General features: G+C 57.1%; 15 protein-coding genes. 7 read left to right on the top strand and 8 right to left on the bottom strand.

Annotated elements, in window-relative coordinates; genetic code table 11:
• Positions 1–87 precede the first annotated feature (87 nt).
• From ACOZ42_RS12530 to ACOZ42_RS12520, 3 genes are all read right to left on the bottom strand, one after another.
• Entirely contained in the window at positions 88–1,449 is a 1,362-nt protein-coding gene (locus ACOZ42_RS12530) for an MFS transporter (RefSeq protein WP_003803299.1), read from the bottom strand.
• 155 nt (positions 1,450–1,604) lie between these two features.
• Complete coding sequence (locus ACOZ42_RS12525; RefSeq protein WP_426345219.1) at positions 1,605–2,852, bottom strand: iron-containing alcohol dehydrogenase; 1,248 nt, start codon at positions 2,850–2,852, stop codon at positions 1,605–1,607.
• Positions 2,849–3,565, bottom strand: a complete 717-nt coding sequence (locus ACOZ42_RS12520) for an alpha/beta fold hydrolase (protein ID WP_426345218.1) — start codon at positions 3,563–3,565, stop codon at positions 2,849–2,851. Before ACOZ42_RS12520 ends, ACOZ42_RS12525 begins: the two co-directional genes overlap by 4 nt.
• 138 nt (positions 3,566–3,703) lie before the next feature.
• On the opposite strand from ACOZ42_RS12520, the gene ACOZ42_RS12515 reads away from it, so the two are divergent.
• Entirely contained in the window at positions 3,704–4,426 is a 723-nt protein-coding gene (locus ACOZ42_RS12515; protein ID WP_003803305.1) for a GntR family transcriptional regulator, read from the top strand.
• 14 nt (positions 4,427–4,440) lie between these two features.
• On the opposite strand, the gene ACOZ42_RS12510 is transcribed toward ACOZ42_RS12515, so the two are convergent.
• From ACOZ42_RS12510 to ACOZ42_RS12500, 3 genes are all read right to left on the bottom strand, one after another.
• The gene (locus ACOZ42_RS12510) at positions 4,441–5,259 is read right to left on the bottom strand and encodes a sterol desaturase family protein (protein WP_003803307.1); all 819 of its coding nucleotides are present in this window, start codon (positions 5,257–5,259) and stop codon (positions 4,441–4,443) included.
• Positions 5,260–5,567: 308 nt separating this feature from the next.
• Positions 5,568–6,359, bottom strand: coding sequence for a 4-hydroxy-tetrahydrodipicolinate reductase (dapB, locus tag ACOZ42_RS12505; protein ID WP_003803308.1), 792 nt, complete (start codon positions 6,357–6,359; stop codon positions 5,568–5,570).
• Positions 6,360–6,384: 25 nt separating this feature from the next.
• Positions 6,385–6,852 (bottom strand): outer membrane protein assembly factor BamE, encoded by a 468-nt coding sequence (locus tag ACOZ42_RS12500; RefSeq protein WP_230406187.1) that lies wholly within the window; start codon positions 6,850–6,852, stop codon positions 6,385–6,387.
• Between the two features lie 146 nt (positions 6,853–6,998).
• Between ACOZ42_RS12500 and fur the strand changes: the two genes are divergently transcribed.
• Positions 6,999–7,454: a ferric iron uptake transcriptional regulator gene (fur, locus tag ACOZ42_RS12495; RefSeq protein WP_003803312.1), complete on the top strand. Its 456-nt coding sequence runs from the start codon at positions 6,999–7,001 to the stop codon at positions 7,452–7,454.
• 184 nt (positions 7,455–7,638) lie between these two features.
• On the opposite strand, the gene recN is transcribed toward fur, so the two are convergent.
• Positions 7,639–9,288, bottom strand: coding sequence for a DNA repair protein RecN (gene recN, locus ACOZ42_RS12490; protein ID WP_003803314.1), 1,650 nt, complete (start codon positions 9,286–9,288; stop codon positions 7,639–7,641).
• Positions 9,289–9,294: 6 nt separating this feature from the next.
• A complete protein-coding gene (locus tag ACOZ42_RS12485; RefSeq protein ID WP_003803315.1) occupies positions 9,295–10,194 on the bottom strand; it encodes an NAD kinase in 900 nt (299 codons plus the stop codon).
• Between the two features lie 127 nt (positions 10,195–10,321).
• On the opposite strand from ACOZ42_RS12485, the gene hrcA reads away from it, so the two are divergent.
• The 5 genes from hrcA to dnaJ all read left to right on the top strand — a co-directional run bounded on the left by hrcA (position 10,322) and on the right by dnaJ (position 16,540).
• Positions 10,322–11,335 carry a heat-inducible transcriptional repressor HrcA gene (gene hrcA, locus ACOZ42_RS12480; protein ID WP_003803319.1) on the top strand — a complete coding sequence of 338 codons (1,014 nt, stop codon included), beginning with the start codon at positions 10,322–10,324 and terminating at the stop codon, positions 11,333–11,335.
• A gap of 65 nt (positions 11,336–11,400) precedes the next feature.
• On the top strand, positions 11,401–12,486 hold the full coding sequence (hemH, locus tag ACOZ42_RS12475) for a ferrochelatase (RefSeq protein WP_003803321.1): 1,086 nt from the start codon (positions 11,401–11,403) through the stop codon (positions 12,484–12,486).
• Between the two features lie 113 nt (positions 12,487–12,599).
• Positions 12,600–13,190 carry a nucleotide exchange factor GrpE gene (grpE, locus tag ACOZ42_RS12470; protein WP_003803322.1) on the top strand — a complete coding sequence of 197 codons (591 nt, stop codon included), beginning with the start codon at positions 12,600–12,602 and terminating at the stop codon, positions 13,188–13,190.
• A 188-nt stretch (positions 13,191–13,378) separates the two neighbouring features.
• On the top strand, positions 13,379–15,304 hold the full coding sequence (dnaK, locus tag ACOZ42_RS12465; RefSeq protein WP_003803323.1) for a molecular chaperone DnaK: 1,926 nt from the start codon (positions 13,379–13,381) through the stop codon (positions 15,302–15,304).
• Between the two features lie 102 nt (positions 15,305–15,406).
• Positions 15,407–16,540 carry a molecular chaperone DnaJ gene (gene dnaJ / locus ACOZ42_RS12460; protein WP_003803324.1) on the top strand — a complete coding sequence of 378 codons (1,134 nt, stop codon included), beginning with the start codon at positions 15,407–15,409 and terminating at the stop codon, positions 16,538–16,540.
• The last annotated feature ends 53 nt before the right edge of the window (positions 16,541–16,593 follow it).

Here is a 16,593-nt window from a genome sequence, read left to right as displayed (position 1 = left end):
TGTCGGCGCGTTGCACTGACACGGGGTTTTTGCTGGTGACGTTGCTGCTTGTTCAAAAGGCCTGGCAGCCCGTCCGGCTCTTGTTCGTCAGGCTGATACTTCTTCCAGAGAACGACCTTTGGTTTCCACCCCGAGGGCGACGACCACTAAGGCGGCAATCGAAAAAGAGATGGCGCCCAGCGTAAATACGCCGGTATGCCCGGTCCACGGCAAGATAATGCCAACCAGCAGAGGGCCGAGCAGGGAACCGAGGCGACCAATAGACGATGCAAACCCGGCTCCGGTACTGCGTGTCCGCGTGGGATAGAGCTCAGGTGTATAGGCATACAAGACCGACCACATGCCAAACATGAAGAACTGCATGCATAGCCCGGCACCGATCAATTGTGCGACCGGCGCTTGACTGGTGGCGACGTGCCCATAAATAAAGGCGCAGCCTGCGCTACCGAATAACATGAGTACCATGGTGGCCTTGCGCCCCCATTTTTCGAGCAACCAGGCCGAGAAAATGAAGCCCGGAATGCCTGCCAGGGAAATATAGATGGTATAGGTCACGGACTTGGTGACCGCGTATCCTGCCTGTTGCAACAGCGCACCCAGCCAGGTGGTCAAGCCGTAGTAACCGAGCAGGGAGAAAAACCACAGCATCCACAGCATCAAGGTGCGGCGTGCATATTGGCCTTGCCAGAGTTGGGCAAACAAGGCGCCGCGCTTGAGTTTTTCACAAGGGCTGGGAGGCAGGGGCAAGGGCAGTGCCTGACCACCATTGGCCTGAATGACTTTATGCTCAAAAGCGCTGGTCACCTGCTCGGCGCGTTCGTTATGTCCTGCTTCTTCCAGCCAGCGGGGTGACTCCGGTACCCAGCGGCGAATTACGAATACAAACAGGGCAGGGATGGACAAGGCAATGAAGATTCCACGCCAGCCTATATAGTCCAGGCTGAGATAGGTCAGAATCCCGGCACTGATAAAGCCCAGCGGCCAGAAACCTTCCAGAATTGCAATATAGCGACCACGGCTTTTGGCGGGCACAATTTCCGAGACCATCGCCAGGCCGATAGGGAATTCCATCCCCATGCCAAACCCGAGCAGTACCCGAAAGGCCATCAGTTGCTCGACGTTTTGGGCCAGCCCACAGGCCAGACTCCCCACTCCCCAAAAAATCATGCTCCATTGAAAGACGGGCTTGCGGCCGTACTTGTCTGCCAGCATGCCTGCAATGGCCGCACCTAAAAACATGCCTAAAAAGCTGGAGCTGGCCAGCAGACCTGCCTGCGCCGTGCTCAGTCCCATTTCTGCCTTGATGGAACCCAATACAAAAGTCATGATGCCCAGGTCCATGGAGTCAAAGAACCAGGCGGTCGCAATAATACCGAACAGCATGCGTTGATAGCGAGTCATGGGCAATCGCTCCAGACGATTGGCCACATTGGGGGATACGGCTGTCATAGGTGTCTCCTGTAGGTCCGCTCTTGTGGCGGGTTTTATGACTAGGTGACCTGTCGTCAGGCCAGGACAGGTCTTTGTTCTTTTGCTGATATATTACATGGATACTAGTGGTATCTGGCCCAGGGTTAAATACTGGTATGTACTTAGCTGGCTAATTAATTAAGGATGAAATGAGTGGCCAATGAGCCCTCAAAAGCGTGTCGGATAATGCGCTGATAGGCGCTGGTACGATCAGCCACCGGGAAGGCTTTGGCAAGACGGGTGACTTGCAGCGCATCGTGCAGCAGGCCTTCCAGTTGGTGTTCCTGCACGCCGCATTGGCGTAGATCGGTGGGGATGCCCAATTGTTCGATTAATGAACGCACATAGGCGGGCAGTGCCAGCACGGCGTCTTCTGTCGGGTCGGTTCGCATGCCCAGAAGCTGGGCGACTTCCCGCAACTCTGGGGCACGGGTCTCACGCAGTTCGTCCAGAACATAGGGCAGCAAGACGGCATTGGTGGTGCCGTGAGACTGATGCGTCAAGCCGGCCAGAGCGTAGGCGATGCCATGCACGGCATTTAAGCCCGCCGTGCCATAGGACAGGGCTGCATAGTAGCTGGCGCTGGCCATGCCGTCCCTGGCTTCGGTGTCGGTGCCGTCGCGATAGGCTCGCAGCATGTAGTGTCCGCACAGCCGTATCGCTTCGCGTGCAAACATCATCGTCAGGCCGGAGCGGCCGCTATAGCCCGGGTCAGGGCTGCCGCCGCGGTCAAACAGGCTGGCGTCTTGTGTGACAAATGATTCAATTGCATGGGTTAGGGCGTCAATACCGGCATCGGCGGTGACGCGGGGCGGGCAGCTATCGCTCAGTTCAGGGTCGATGACGGCAATGGCGGGGCGTAGGGCGTTGCCCATCACGGCGATCTTGGTGGCGTTGTCGGGATCGACCAGAATCGCCCCTGGTGTGGCTTCCGAGCCTGTGCCGGAGGTGGTGGGCAAGGCGATCAGAGGCAGGGGGCGGGTGTGGGCAGGCCAGGTACCGCTGTACGCTCGTATGGTTTGGCCAGTTGGCACGGTCAGGCACAGCGCTTTGGCCAGATCGATATTGCTGCCGCCTCCCATAGCCAATACATAGTCGATGGGCTGCTCGGCCAGATGAGCCCGCACGTGCTGCGTGGCCTGATCGCACAAAGTGGTGGAAGGATCGGGCTGGCCACCATCAAACACCACAATCTCAATGCCCTGTTCCTTACAGGCGTCAATATGGTCCTGAACCCAGCGGGTCTGGGTGGTGAAAAAACGGTCAGTAATCACTAAGCCGCGGCGCCAGCCCAAATGGGCGATCAAGGCAGGAAGCTCATGGCGGCAGCCGCGCCCCATCAAGGTACGGGGGGGCGGGCAAAAGAAAACGTGCGTGTTCATGTGGTAGTCCTTGCAGTGCAAAAAGAGTCGATCAAAGAAGCGATCCGGTCGGGATGCGAGCTTAAAAGGCTGTGGCCCGCACCAGGCAAACTGTGCAAGCTGGCTTGCGGCAGTGCCTGCGCTAACAGGCGGGCATGTTCAATGGGGCAGTCCTGGTCTTGATCGCCATGAATAATCAATGAGGGGATGGAAATGCGAGGCAACTGTGCGTACTGGTCGTGATGTCGGTTGGCCAGCCAGGTCCAGGCCACATCTTGATGGCCGGCCGCCTGGCTCAGGCCCAGGCGTTGCTCGCGTTCTGCAATTTCCTGCAGCAAGGCGGGGGTGTGCTCAGACTTGAACCAGCGGGTTTGATTCAGGCTGGGGGTACCCGATATCAGCACCAGGGCCTGAGGGAGCACAGCCTGTTCGTCCAGTAGCGTCAGGCAGGTTTGCAGCACAATCGATACGCCCAGGCTCCAGCCAGCCAGAACATAGGGTGTCGTGGCCGGCAAGGCGGCAATAGGGATGCGCAGATCGTGGACAAATTGGCTCAGCTCATAATCCTGCTGGCAGGTACCGTAGTGGGCGTCCCCCCGGCCTCGTAAATCCGGAGTCTGCCAATGCGGTGAAAGTGAACTGGCCTGGACGACTGGCAGCCAGCTGCGTTGAGTGCCTTGAATGCCATGAACAGCAAGGATGGCCGGGGCAGTTGAAGGGCAGGCAATGCTCATGTGGCTTCCTGGAGTAAAGAAATACAACTAAGATATGAGATTGTTGTCTGGCTCTGCTCAGTGCGTGCACCGGGGGGGCAGCAGACCTCAGGTATCAGGTTTCAGCAGCGAACGCTGCGTTTTTAAGGCAGGGTTAGCATGGTCACAAGCAAGCGGAAGGTAGCGGGAAAGGAGCGGTCTCAGGACGAGACGCGGGAAATCAAGGCCTTGACAGAACCCAAGCCCAAGCTCACGGACATTGCTTACGAGCGCTTGGAAGAAGCCATCATTACCTTGAAGTTGCCGCCGGGCAGCATTGTGTCGGAGCTGACCTTGAGCCAGATGTTCGAGATTGGCCGCACCCCCATTCGGGAAGCCATTCAGCGCCTGGCACGTGAACACTTGATGTTGGTGTTGCCGCAACGCGGCCTGTTGATTCCCGAGCTGGATATGCCCAAGCAGTTGCGTCTGATCGAGACACGGCGGGAAATCGAACGCTTGATCTGCCGCAGTGCGGCAAAGCGGGCGACACGGGACCAACGCGAGCAGTTCAAGGGCTTGCATGACGCTTTCCTGGAAGCGGCTGCCCAGAATGATGAAGTCAGTTTCATCCGGGCAGATCGACGGTTAAATGAGCTGGAAATCGAGGCCGCACGCAACGAGTTCGCGGAAGGGGCCATGCGCCTGACTCACGGCCTTTCCCGCCGATTCTGGTTTTGCCACTATCAGCAAAACCCGGACTTGACGGAAATGGGCAGACTGCATGCCGATCTGGCCATGACTATCGCGGGCGGTGATGTGGACCAGGCCGGAAAAAGCCTGGACCGGTTGATGGATTACATTGAAGAGCTCGCTCGCACGACGCTGATCTCCAGCTTGTAAACAAGGTCGGGGTCTTAGTTAGCCAGACCGCGCTCCAGCGCGTGTGCCTCTTCCTGTTTCAGGGCGGGGCCATCGGTGGTGTCACCCGTGTCTTCAAAGCGGAAGCGGCGAATAATGGGCTTGAGCTCTTCCTTGACGTGTTTTTCGCTGTAGCCATTGAACAGGTGGCCCAGCAGACCACGGCGCAGATCGGTGGTGCCCATGGCCCAGTCGGCGATGGGGAAGGTCAGGTTCATGTTGTACTTCATCATGATGCCCTGGTTGTGATGAGCGGTATGGTGGCGGCGAATTGTGTTGATAAAGGGCATGTTGCGCACAAAGCTGTTTTCATGGACGTGACAGCAATAGTGAAAAGCCTCGTACACCAGGTATTGCGCCACCATGGTCATGAACACAAAGTAGCCTGCATTGGGGTTGATAAGGGTAGCGGCCAGCCAGCCCAGGATGCCACCCCCGATACCCAGGGTGAGCAGGACTCGCCAAGGGAAAAAGACGATCCGGAACTCCTTGCTCGAATCAATGGTTGCTTCGTTATCGGTGAAGTATTGGTGGTGCTGGCGGGTGTGACGCTCATAAATTTCCCGTAAACCAATAATGTTGATGCGCCGATGCATGACATAGCGGTGCATGGCCCATTCCACAAAATTGCCCGCCAGAAAGACGGGGATGATGATCAGCCATTCCCAGCCTACCGACTGCAACTGACTGATGCTGTAGTAAATCGCTGCCAGCCCCACGACATACGTTACGAGGACATGAACAATACCGTTATAGGCGGGGCTGATATTGGATTTGTATTCCTCGCGGAACTTGCGTTGGCGTTCGCTCATCATCTTGTCTGTCTCCTGCAGAAAAGTTTATTCTTTGAATATCCAACTGACATATTAGTGATATTTTTCTTTACGTCAAGCAGGGAAAATAGGGGGGGGTGCACCAGCGCAGTGCGTTTGAAACGCGCACGCCCTTGTGGGCGCCTGCCTGGAAACGTGTTTAGGGTGGGAGAAAGAGACCGTAAGGGGGCGCAGATCAGTGAGAAAAGAAGCGTCTTTCAATACACTGTTTGCCGGGCAGACGCCGCTTGAGGGAAAAAAAAGCCGGCTCGAAAGCCGGCTTGTTATGAGCGCGTTTGCAAGTGAGGCACTTACAGGCCCAGCACGTCCTGCATGTTGTACAGACCGGTGCTTTTATCACCCAGGAAACGGGCCGCACGCAGGCTGCCATTGGCGTATCCGGCACGGCTGCTGGAGCGATGCGAGATCTCGATGCGTTCGCCTTCACCGCAAAAAAATACGGTGTGGTCGCCCACAATATCGCCACCGCGCACCACGGAAAAACCAATGCGGCCGTCCTGACGCACGCCGGTGTGGCCGTGACGGGCCCAGTCAGCTACGTCATTCAGGGATTCTCCCCAAGTCTTGGCGATGGCCTCGCCCATTGCCAGTGCGGTCCCCGAAGGGGCATCGACCTTGTTGCGGTGGTGGGCTTCAAATACCTCGGCGTCGTAGCCCTGGCGGAGCAAAGCAGCGGCCATTTCGATCAATTTCAGGGTGGCATTGACACCAACGCTCATGTTGGGCGCAAAGACAATGGCAATTTCGCGGCCAGCCGCCTGAATCTGCTGTTTCTCGGTTTCGGAAAAACCGGTGGTGCCAATGACCAGACGGGTGCCGTGTTGCAGGCAGGCGTCCAGATGGGCCAGGGTGCCTTCGGGACGGGTGAAGTCGATCAGGCAGTCGGCCTGGGCCAGAACGTTCAGGTCGTCCGTGACCATGATGCCCGTTTCTTTGCCCAGAAAAGCGCCAGCGTCCTGACCGATTGCTTGGGAGCCGCGGTGGTCCAAGGCAGCGGCCAGGGTCAGGTCGGTGCTGTTCAAGACAGCTTCAATCAGCATACGGCCCATACGGCCGTCTGCGCCAGCAATGGCAATGCGCATGAATCCTGTGTCCTTAACGTAAAGCTTAAAGCGTGGGCTGGGAGCCGCTCACGCTGGGGGTGGGGGCGGCACTATCGCTGTCTGCGGGAGGCGGCGTCTGTTTTTTGCCGGTGTCGCTGCGCTCGAAAGGCTGGCGATCCGGCTGCTCATCGCCCTGCCAGCGAACCAGCGTATCGCCTTCAAACCAGACCGTGAACTTGCGTTGTTCGCTCTTGCCATAGCCGGGCTTGTTCAGGTAGGGGTAGTCCCAGCGGTCGGCGTTGAAAATGTCCTGCAAAGTGGGAGAGCCCAGCAGGTAGCGAACCTGTTCGCGCGTCATCCCGGGTTGCAGGCGCGCCACCTGCTCGGCAGTGATCCAGTTCCCCTGCTGAATGTCGGCGCGGTATGGGAAGCCCCATTTGGAAGATCCGCAAGCGCTCAGGGCGGCGGCAGCCAGACTGGCTGCGAGTATGGCGCGGATGACAGGAGTGAATGAATTGGCCTTCTTCTGCACGAAATGCCCCAGTAGGAATAAAATCGTTATCATATAAGGGTTTAGGAAAAAGCGCATGAATTGCGCATTGAACCGCCTCAAGACGAGCTGGTTTTTAACCAGGGCGGACTTGAGATCCATCCCCATCAAGATGCGATAATTTAGCCATGAACGATCAAAATGAACTGAAGAACATGGGGCTTAAGGCGACTTTTCCGCGCCTGAAGATTCTGGATATTTTTCGCCGCTCCGATCAGGACGGACAACGACACCTGAGCGCGGAAGACGTCTACCGCCTGCTCATCGCCGAAGAAGTCGATATTGGTCTTGCCACGGTGTATCGTGTGCTTACCCAGTTCGAGCAAGCCGGCATTTTGGTGCGCAGCCAGTTTGACGGTGGCAAAGCCGTCTTTGAACTCAATGACGGCGATCATCACGATCACCTGATCTGCACCAATTGTGGTGTGGTTGAAGAGTTTACCGACAGCAATATCGAGGCTCGCCAGCACCAGGTCGCCAAGGACCACGGTTTTGTGCTGGAAAGCCATACGATGCTGTTGTATGGCATTTGCCCTAAATGTTCGGAAGCGGGCAAACAGGCCAAGCCTATCTTGCGCGGTTAATCCGTTTTGATAGTGCCCGCAGGCGTGTAATCTGATGATTGGGGGCAGGATAGCCAGGCAGGCATCCTGAAAATTCAAAGAATAATCAGATCGGGGCTGCAGGGCTGATCAGGACGGCACAAAAAAAACCACCAGTGGCTTTTGGCGCTGGTGGTTCAAATTGTCATTGAACGACAAGACGAATTCAACGCTGGCGTGCCAGCATTTCTCGTGCGTGTTCACGCGTGGTCTGGGTAATTTCCAGTCCTCCGAGCATACGGGCAATTTCATCTACCCGCTCCTGTTCAGACAAGGGGCGGATGGAGGAAAAAGTCTGGCCTTGCTCGCTTGTTTTTTCGACCTTTAAATGATGATTGCCGCAAGCAGCGACCTGGGGCAGGTGGGTCACACACAAGACCTGATGGCGTGCCCCCAGTTCTTGCAGCAATCGTCCTACCACTTCGGCCACGGCGCCGCCCACACCGGTATCTACTTCGTCAAAAATCAAGGTGGGCACACGAGCCGCCTGGCTGGCGATGACGGACAGTGCCAGGGATATCCGGGCCAGCTCACCGCCGGAGGCTACTTTGGCCAGCGGTCGAGGGGTGACCCCTTCATGGCCAGCCACCAGAAACTCCACCTGTTCAAGACCGTGAACCTGCGGGGCGCAGGCGGTCAGGGCAACCTCAAAACGGCCGCCTTGCATGGCCATGGACTGCATCGCCTGGCTGACCTGCTTGCTCAGCTGCACACTGGTTTTGCGCCGTGCCGCGCTCAGTTTTCCGCCCAGCTCCTGATAGTGCTGTTCAGCCTGCCGAGCCCTGGCTTGCAAGGCGTGCAAATCAAAAGATTGCTGTAGCTGAGCGAGCTGTTCTTGCCAGGTTTCCAGCAGACTGGGCAGGTCTTGCGGCTCGACTTTCAGTTTGCGAGCGGCACTGAAAATGGCCGATACCCGTTCCTCCGCCTGAGCCAGGCGTTCCGGGTCCAGCTCCATATCGCTTAAATAACTGTTCAAGTCTGATGCCGCCTCGGTCACGGCAATTTGCGCCGACTCCAGGGCATCGACAATGGCCTGCAGACCAGGGTCGTGGCGCAGCAGAGCGCTCATTTCATGACTGGCTTTGCCCAGCAATTGTTGTACCGAGGTCTCTTCGCCGTCCAGCGCGTTCAAGGCCAGGGCACTGCCATCAATCAGGGCTTGGGCATGGGACAGGCGAGTGTGTTCCTGCTGCAGCTGATCCCATTCCCCGGGGCGCAGATTCAGGCTGGAGAGCTCATTGATCTGCCATTCCAGGCGTTCCTGTTCGCGTTTGCCCTGTTCTGCGCTCTGGCTGGCCTGTTCGACGGCCTTGCGGGCCTGGCTCAGTTGTTGCCAGGCCTGGGCGACTTGTCGTGCCAGTGGCAAATGGCCACCCTGGCTGTCGAGCAGGTCGTACTGGCTTTGGGGATTCATCAGGCTTTGGTGCGCGTGCTGGCCATGAATATCGACCAGTAGTTCGCCCAGTTCACGCAACTGGGTCAAGGTGGCTGCGCCACCATTGATGTAACTGCGGTTGCGACCCTGCTGGTCGATCAGGCGGCGCAGTATCAGCTCATCAGAGACATCGAAGTCGCGCTCGCTTAGCCAGCCTTGAATATCGGGCGGGCAATCGAAATGCGCGCTGACCTCGGTACGGGTGCAGCCCTCGCGTATGGCTTTGGCGTCACCGCGAGCTCCCAGTACCAGTGAGAGGGCGTCAATCAGGATGGATTTGCCAGCGCCGGTCTCCCCGGAAAAAACCGTGAAGCCGGAGTCGAAATCAATCGTGGCTTGATCCACGATTACAAAGTCTCGAACGTGCAAGGTACGGAGCATAGGGGTTCAGTCGTTTTCGTCGTTAGGCAAAGGGATGTGATTCCAGCCCAGCTTCTGGCGCAAGGTGGAAAAAAAGCTGTAGCCCTTGGGGTGGATAAAGCGGCTGGTGTCCTGGGAGCGGCGCACATCAATCCGGTCTCCCTGCTGGCAGTCCGACCAGGTTTGCATATCAAAGTGCACGCTGCCGCCGGTTTCCACCCGACCCAGGGCGGTAATGGTCAAATTCAGGGTGCCGGTATCGGGCAGCACAATGGGGCGGTTCGACAGGGTTTGCGGGGCGACCGGCACCAGCAGAAAGGCTTTCAGCGACGGGTGCAGCAAGGGGCCACTGGCCGCCAGGGCATAAGCGGTTGAGCCGGTGGGGGTGGAAATGATCAGGCCGTCCGATCGCTGTCGGTACATGAAAACGCCATCCAGCTCCACACGCAGCTCGATCATGCCGCCACGTCCGGCGCGGTTGATGACCACATCGTTCAGGGCCACGCCCGAGTACAGCACTTCTCCGTCACGCACCACGCGGCCTTCCAGCATGGAGCGTTCTTCAATGTCGTACTCGCCTTTCAGAACACTGAGCAAGGCCTCGTTGGCATCATTCAAGGGAATGTCGGTAATAAAGCCCAGGCGGCCATGGTTAATGCCGATCAGGGGGACCTTGCTGTGGGCTAATTCGCGTGCAGCGCCTATCATGGTGCCATCCCCGCCCATCACGATCGCCAGATCGGCGCGCTGGCCGATCTGGGCATAATCGCCGATGGGAAATTCGGTTATACCGGCATTTTGGGCGGTTGTAGCCTCAATTAGTACTGAGCAGCCCGTGTTGACCAGGGTGTTGGCCAGCGACCGGATGGGCGCATCCAAGCCACAGTCCTGGTATCTACCAACAATGGCAACCGTTTTGAAATGCATGGGGCGAAAACCTTATGATTAATGAAATAATGGCGATCAGTGGATTATAGAGTTGCCACTCTAGGCTTGGCTGTAAGATTCTCCCCTTTATCATGCAGAGCTGGTGTTTTTAAGTGACGTACGCGACATGGATGACAGAGCAAATGCCTTGTTGAAGGTGCTGATCGAGCGTTACATCGCCGATGGTCAGCCGGTGGGGTCTCGCACCTTATCGACCGTTTTTGATTTTTCTCCGGCCACGATTCGTAATGTGATGGCGGAACTGGAGGGTCTGGGCCTGATTCACAGTCCTCACACCTCGGCGGGGCGCATCCCCACGCCTAAAGGCTACCGCTTGTTTGTGGACCGTCTGCTGGCAGCTGAGCGTTTTGAGCGCCCCGATGCCCGCAATCTCAGCCAGTACCTGCCCTTTGATGAACCCAACCGTGCGGTCAGTTCCGCCGCGTCCCTGCTATCGAACCTGTCGCAGTTCGCCGGCGTGGTTCTGGCACCCAAAAAAGCACAGACCTTTCGGCAAATTGAATTTATCCGTTTGTCCGACAAGCGGGTGTTGCTGATTATCGTCACCCCGGATGGGGATGTGCAAAACCGTATCCTGTTTGTGCCGCGCGACTATCTGGAACAGGAACTGATCGAGGCCAGCAATTTTTTCAACCAGCATTTTTCGGGCATGTCCTTTGAGGCCGTCAAGCTGGCTTTGTCAAAAGAGCTCAGCTCTTTGCAGCTGGATATTTCGCGCCTCATGCAACAAGCCGTGGATGTTGGCAGTCACCAACCCGACAGCGAGGAAGCGGTGGTGATTGCAGGCGAGAGCAAGTTGCTGAACGTCACTGAAATGGTGGCGGATATGGACAGGCTTCGCCGCCTGTTTTCCCTGTTCGAGAAAAAAACCGATCTGCTGCATCTGCTGGATGTGTCCAGCCAGGCTGAAGGGGTGCAGATTTATATTGGTGGCGACTCCCAGCTCCTGCCGCTGGACGATGTCTCCGTGATTACCGCACCGTATGGGGTGGACGGTAAAGTCGTGGGCACGCTGGGTGTGATCGGGCCGTCACGGATGGCGTATGATCGTGTGATTCCGATCGTAGACATTACAGCCCGGCTATTGTCCAATGCCCTGAGCCATCACTCGGCCAGTTAATGGATAGACCTTTAACCTGTTGGTAGGCGCAAGGTTCGCTGGCTGTCTAAGGTATTAATCAAATCATGCCCAAGTTGTTTGCCTCTCCTTATTTGCCCGAAGCAAAGGATGCCGATATGTTCAATGCCCAGGCTCCGGTCAGACCGGCCGGGCCTGTCGGTATTTTGCTGCTTAACCTGGGTACGCCCGATCAGCCTGATGCTGCGTCCATCCGCCGTTATCTGGGCGAGTTCCTGTCGGACCCCCGGGTGATCGAAATCCCTCAGCCTCTTTGGCAAATTATTCTGCGCCTGTTCATTTTGCCGCTGCGCCCGCGCAAGCTGGCCCCGCGTTATCAGGATATCTGGTTGCCGCAGGGCGCGCCGTTGCTGGTTTACAGCCAGGCGCAGGCCGATGGATTGCAAGCGCTGCTGCAGGCGCAAGGCCATGATGTCAAGGTGGAGCTGGGCATGCGTTATGGCAACCCGTCCATTGCCAGTGGGCTGGATAAGTTGAAAGCGGCCGGTTGCGAACGCATCTTGGGCCTGCCGCTGTATCCCCAATATGCCGCCAGCACCACCGCGACCGCCGTGGATTGCGTGGCCGGGCATCTGGCCAAACAGCGCAATCAGCCTGAATTGCGCTTTATCAAGCGCTACCACACCCATCCGGATTATATCGGCCCGCTGGCGGCCAAGATCCGTCGTTACTGGGATGAGCACGGCAAGCCCGAGCGCTTGTTGTTGAGCTTTCATGGCTTGCCGCGCCGTTGCGTGGAACTGGGTGACCCGTATTACCGGGATTGTCGTGAAACGACCAATGCCTTGCGTGCCGCGCTCGATGAGCCCGGCGTAGAGGTGCATATGGCGTTTCAAAGCCGCTTTGGTGCGGAGCGTTGGCTCGAGCCGTACACCGAGCCGACTTTGCGTGAATGGGGTAAGCAGGGTGTGGGGCGCGTGGATGCGGTTTGCCCCGGCTTTGTGGCCGACTGCCTGGAAACCCTGGAGGAGATCCAGGTGGAGTGTCGAGACGCCTTTCTGCAAGAAGGGGGCGGCCAGTTTCATTACATCCCTTGTCTGAATGACGATCCCCAGTGGATAGAGGGCCTGGGACGGCTGGCCGTGCAGCACTTGGGCGGCTGGCTGCCCAGTCGTCTGGTGCCCGCCCGTTAGGATGAGGCAGTGTTTCAGGCTCAGCTCAGCAAAATACGAACGCGGGTCTTGAACTGGGGGCAGATGCCCCCATTTTTATACGATCAACGAATTCTGTAGTGGAGATACATCGAATGGCTACACATGCCGATCCCAATAAGCCTCTGGACGGGGAAGTGACGGAAAACACGCCTGAACAGGCACAACAGGGCGCTGTCGAGCAGGACCAGCCAGAGATTTTGGCCCAGCAGCCCGAGGAAAACCCAGCTGATCTGGCGACCGAGTTGGCCCAGGCTCAGGAAAAAGTGTCGCAGTACTACGACCAGTTGTTGCGTGCCAAAGCCGAAGTGGAAAACATCCGCCGCCGTGCGGACGACGATGTGGCCAAAGCCCGCAAGTTCGGTACCGAGTCTTTCGCTGAAAGCCTGATTCCGGTGCGCGACAGTCTGGAAGCCGCTCTGGCCCAGACCGAGCAAACCCCGGAGGCCTGGAAGGAAGGCGTGGAAACCACGTTGCGCCAGTTGAACAAGGCCTTCGAGCGCAATAGCTTGAAAGAAGTGGCACCGCAAGCCGGGGACAAGTTTGATCCACACCTGCATCAGGCCATTTCGGCTGTGCCCTCGGAGTTTGAAGAAGGCGCGGTGGCCCAGCTGCTGCAAAAAGGCTACACCATTTCGGACCGGGTTTTGCGTCCTGCCTTGGTGATGGTGTCGGCGCCCAAGTAATCGCGCCTGGCAAACTGGGCCGGCAGGCCGTCCAGAATATAGACGCATTTGCGTGCTTGCTTCGGACCTGCCGCTTGCCCAGTGAAAAAAATTAAGGCAGTGGCTCTTGAAATGCACGTACCTTTCCCCATATGCATTTCATCGAATAATTTGCTTTCGCAATCAATCTTTTAGTCAGGTAAAAAATCATGGGCAAAATCATTGGTATTGACCTTGGAACCACCAATAGCTGTGTATCGGTGTTGGATGGCGACCAGGTTCGTATTATCGAAAATGCCGAAGGCGGTCGCACAACGCCTTCCATCGTGGCTTACATGCAGGATGGCGAAATCCTGGTTGGCGCTCCAGCCAAACGCCAGGCGGTTACCAACCCTGCCAACACCATCTTCGCGGTCAAGCGTTTGATCGGTCGTAAGTTCACTGAAAAGGCAGTTCAAACAGATATTGAACACGTGCCTTACACCATTGTCGCTGCCGACAACGGTGACGCCTGGGTGGAAGCTCAAGGCAAGAAGATGGCTCCTCAGCAAGTGTCTGCCGACATCTTGCGCAAAATGAAGAAAACCGCCGAAGACTACCTGGGCGAAGAAGTAACCGAGGCCGTCATTACCGTGCCTGCTTACTTTAACGACAGCCAGCGTCAGGCAACCAAGGACGCCGGCCGTATTGCTGGCCTGGACGTCAAGCGCATCATCAACGAGCCTACTGCTGCTGCCTTGGCTTTCGGTCTGGACAAGGCTGACAAAGGTGACCGCAAGATCGCTGTTTACGACTTGGGTGGCGGCACGTTTGACGTGTCCATCATCGAAATCGCCGACATCGACGGTGAGAAGCAGTTTGAAGTGCTCTCGACCAACGGTGACACCTTCCTGGGTGGCGAGGACTTTGACAAGCGCATCATTGACTACATCATTGCCGAGTTCAAGAAGGAAAGCGGCGTTGATCTGTCCAAAGACGTGCTGGCCTTGCAGCGCCTGAAAGAGTCCGCTGAGAAAGCCAAGATCGAGCTGTCTTCGACGCAGCAGACCGAAATCAACCTGCCTTACATCACGGCTGATGCTTCCGGTCCTAAGCACTTGAACCTGAAGATCACCCGCGCCAAGCTGGAAGCGCTGGTTGAGGACCTGATTGAACGCACGATCGAGCCTTGCCGCGTAGCCATTAAGGATGCTGGTGTGAAGGTTTCGGAAATCGACGACGTGATCCTGGTCGGTGGCATGAGCCGTATGCCCAAGGTACAGGAACGTGTTAAAGAGTTCTTTGGCCGCGATCCTCGCAAAGACATCAACCCAGATGAGGCGGTTGCTGCCGGTGCCGCGATTCAAGGTTCTGTGCTGTCGGGCGACCGCACTGACGTTCTGCTGCTGGACGTGACTCCGCTGTCCCTGGGGATTGAAACCCTGGGTGGTGTCATGACCAAGATGATCCAGAAGAACACCACGATTCCTACGCGTCATTCGCAGGTGTTCTCCACGGCTGATGATAACCAGCCTGCCGTGACCATCAAGGTGTTCCAGGGTGAGCGTGAAATCGCTGCTGGTAACAAGGCATTGGGCGAGTTCAACCTGGAAGGCATTCCACCAGCAGCACGTGGCCTGCCACAGATTGAAGTGACCTTCGACATCGACGCCAACGGTATCTTGCATGTATCCGCCAAAGACAAGGGTACGGGCAAGGAAAACAAGATCACCATCAAGGCGAACTCCGGTTTGTCCGATGAGGAGATCGAGCGCATGGTGAAAGATGCCGAGATCAACGCGGCAGAAGACCACCGCATCGCGGAACTGGCAGTGGCGCGCAACCAGGCTGAAGCCCTGATCCACTCGACCCGCAAGTCCTTGACGGACTACGGCGACAAGTTGGAAGCTGCAGAGAAAGAAGCCATCGAAAAGGCGATCGCCGATCTGGAAGAAACGCTGAAAGACGGTGACAAGGAAGCGATCGACGCCAAGGTGGAAGCGCTGGGCGTGGCCTCGCAGAAACTGGGCGAGAAGATGTACGCCGACATGCAGGCCCAAGCCGCTGCACAACAAGGTGCGGAAGCGACGGCTCAGCAGCCCGCCGACGAGAACGTGGTCGACGCTGACTTTAAAGAAGTCAAACGCGATCAGTAATTGCGAGCCTGAGTAAGGTTCCCTGGCCCGATCTTTGGCGGCTTACGCTGGAGATCGGGCATTATTATTCAAACAGCGGCGTTTGGACGTCGTTAATCAATCATGGCAAAACGCGATTTATACGAAATTCTCGGTGTGGCCAAAAATGCGACGCAGGATGAAATCCGCAAGGCGTATCGCAAGCTGGCCATGAAGTTCCACCCTGACCGTAATCCGGATAGCAAGGACGCCGAGGAAAAGTTCAAGGAAGCCAAGGAAGCGTACGAAATCCTGTCCGATGAACAGAAGCGCGAAGCCTATGACCGCTATGGTCATGCCGGAGTCGATCCCAACGCTGGCATGGGCGGTATGGGTGGCGGCATGGGCGGGGCCGGATTTGCAGACGCCTTTGGTGATATTTTTGGCGAGATCTTCGGTGGTGGCGGTGGGCGCCGTGGCGGTGGCCCTCAGGTTTACCGCGGCGCGGATTTGCGCTATTCGCTCGATATCAGCCTGGAGCAGGCGGCTGCCGGTTTTGATACGGAAATTCGAGTACCAAGCTGGGAAAACTGCGATACTTGCTCGGGTACGGGTGCCAAGCCTGGGACATCGGCACAGACGTGTCGCACCTGCCAGGGCAGTGGCGCGGTTCGTATGCAGCAGGGTATTTTCAGCATGCAGCAAACCTGCCCAACCTGTCACGGTAGCGGCAAGGAAATTCCTGATCCCTGCGTGGTGTGCCACGGCGAGGGCAAGGTCAAGAAGACCAAAACCTTGCAGGTCAAGATTCCTGCCGGTATTGATGACGGTATGCGCATCCGTTCCAGCGGCAATGGCGAACCGGGCGTGAACGGTGGGCCACCCGGTGACTTGTATGTGGAAATCCGCATCAAGCCGCACGGAATCTTCCAGCGTGACGGCGAGGATCTGCATTGCGAGCTGACCATCCCCTTTACGACCGCCGCCTTGGGCGGCACCGTTGAGGTGCCTACGCTGACTGGACGAGGTGAAATCACCATCCCTGAAGGTACTCAGGTGGGCAAGACCTTCCGCTTGCGTGGCAAGGGGATCAAGGGCCTGCGTTCCAGTTACCCCGGTGACTTGTATTGTCACATTCAGATCGAGACGCCTGTACGCCTGAACGAAGAGCAAAAGAAATTGCTGCGTCAGTTTGAACAGGCTCTCAATGATGGAGGTGTCAAGCACTCGCCCAAAAGTGAGTCCTGGACGGACAAGGTAAAAAGTTTCTTTTCCTGAGTCCTCCAAGGCATAGCGAAATAAAAAGCCCGGTACTGCTGTACCGGGCTTTT

Origin of the sequence: Alcaligenes sp. HNGD-HTN06 (assembly GCF_049932565.1) — a bacterium.
Lineage (GTDB): Bacteria > Pseudomonadota > Gammaproteobacteria > Burkholderiales > Burkholderiaceae_B > Alcaligenes > Alcaligenes ammonioxydans.
Note: the sequence above shows the minus strand (reverse complement) of the source record. Positions and strands in the feature narration are given on the sequence as shown.

Excerpts from the sequence above, each read along its gene's own strand:
- ACOZ42_RS12530 (WP_003803299.1), bottom strand. The coding sequence starts at position 1,449 with ATGACAGCCGTATCCCCCAATGTGGCCAATCGTCTGGAGCGATTGCCC.
- ACOZ42_RS12525 (WP_426345219.1), bottom strand. The coding sequence starts at position 2,852 with ATGAACACGCACGTTTTCTTTTGCCCGCCCCCCCGTACCTTGATGGGG.
- ACOZ42_RS12520 (WP_426345218.1), bottom strand. The coding sequence starts at position 3,565 with ATGAGCATTGCCTGCCCTTCAACTGCCCCGGCCATCCTTGCTGTTCAT.
- ACOZ42_RS12515 (WP_003803305.1), top strand. The coding sequence starts at position 3,704 with ATGGTCACAAGCAAGCGGAAGGTAGCGGGAAAGGAGCGGTCTCAGGAC.
- ACOZ42_RS12510 (WP_003803307.1), bottom strand. The coding sequence starts at position 5,259 with ATGATGAGCGAACGCCAACGCAAGTTCCGCGAGGAATACAAATCCAAT.
- dapB (WP_003803308.1), bottom strand. The coding sequence starts at position 6,359 with ATGCGCATTGCCATTGCTGGCGCAGACGGCCGTATGGGCCGTATGCTG.
- fur (WP_003803312.1), top strand. The coding sequence starts at position 6,999 with ATGAACGATCAAAATGAACTGAAGAACATGGGGCTTAAGGCGACTTTT.
- recN (WP_003803314.1), bottom strand. The coding sequence starts at position 9,288 with ATGCTCCGTACCTTGCACGTTCGAGACTTTGTAATCGTGGATCAAGCC.
- ACOZ42_RS12485 (WP_003803315.1), bottom strand. The coding sequence starts at position 10,194 with ATGCATTTCAAAACGGTTGCCATTGTTGGTAGATACCAGGACTGTGGC.
- hrcA (WP_003803319.1), top strand. The coding sequence starts at position 10,322 with ATGGATGACAGAGCAAATGCCTTGTTGAAGGTGCTGATCGAGCGTTAC.
- hemH (WP_003803321.1), top strand. The coding sequence starts at position 11,401 with ATGCCCAAGTTGTTTGCCTCTCCTTATTTGCCCGAAGCAAAGGATGCC.
- grpE (WP_003803322.1), top strand. The coding sequence starts at position 12,600 with ATGGCTACACATGCCGATCCCAATAAGCCTCTGGACGGGGAAGTGACG.
- dnaK (WP_003803323.1), top strand. The coding sequence starts at position 13,379 with ATGGGCAAAATCATTGGTATTGACCTTGGAACCACCAATAGCTGTGTA.
- dnaJ (WP_003803324.1), top strand. The coding sequence starts at position 15,407 with ATGGCAAAACGCGATTTATACGAAATTCTCGGTGTGGCCAAAAATGCG.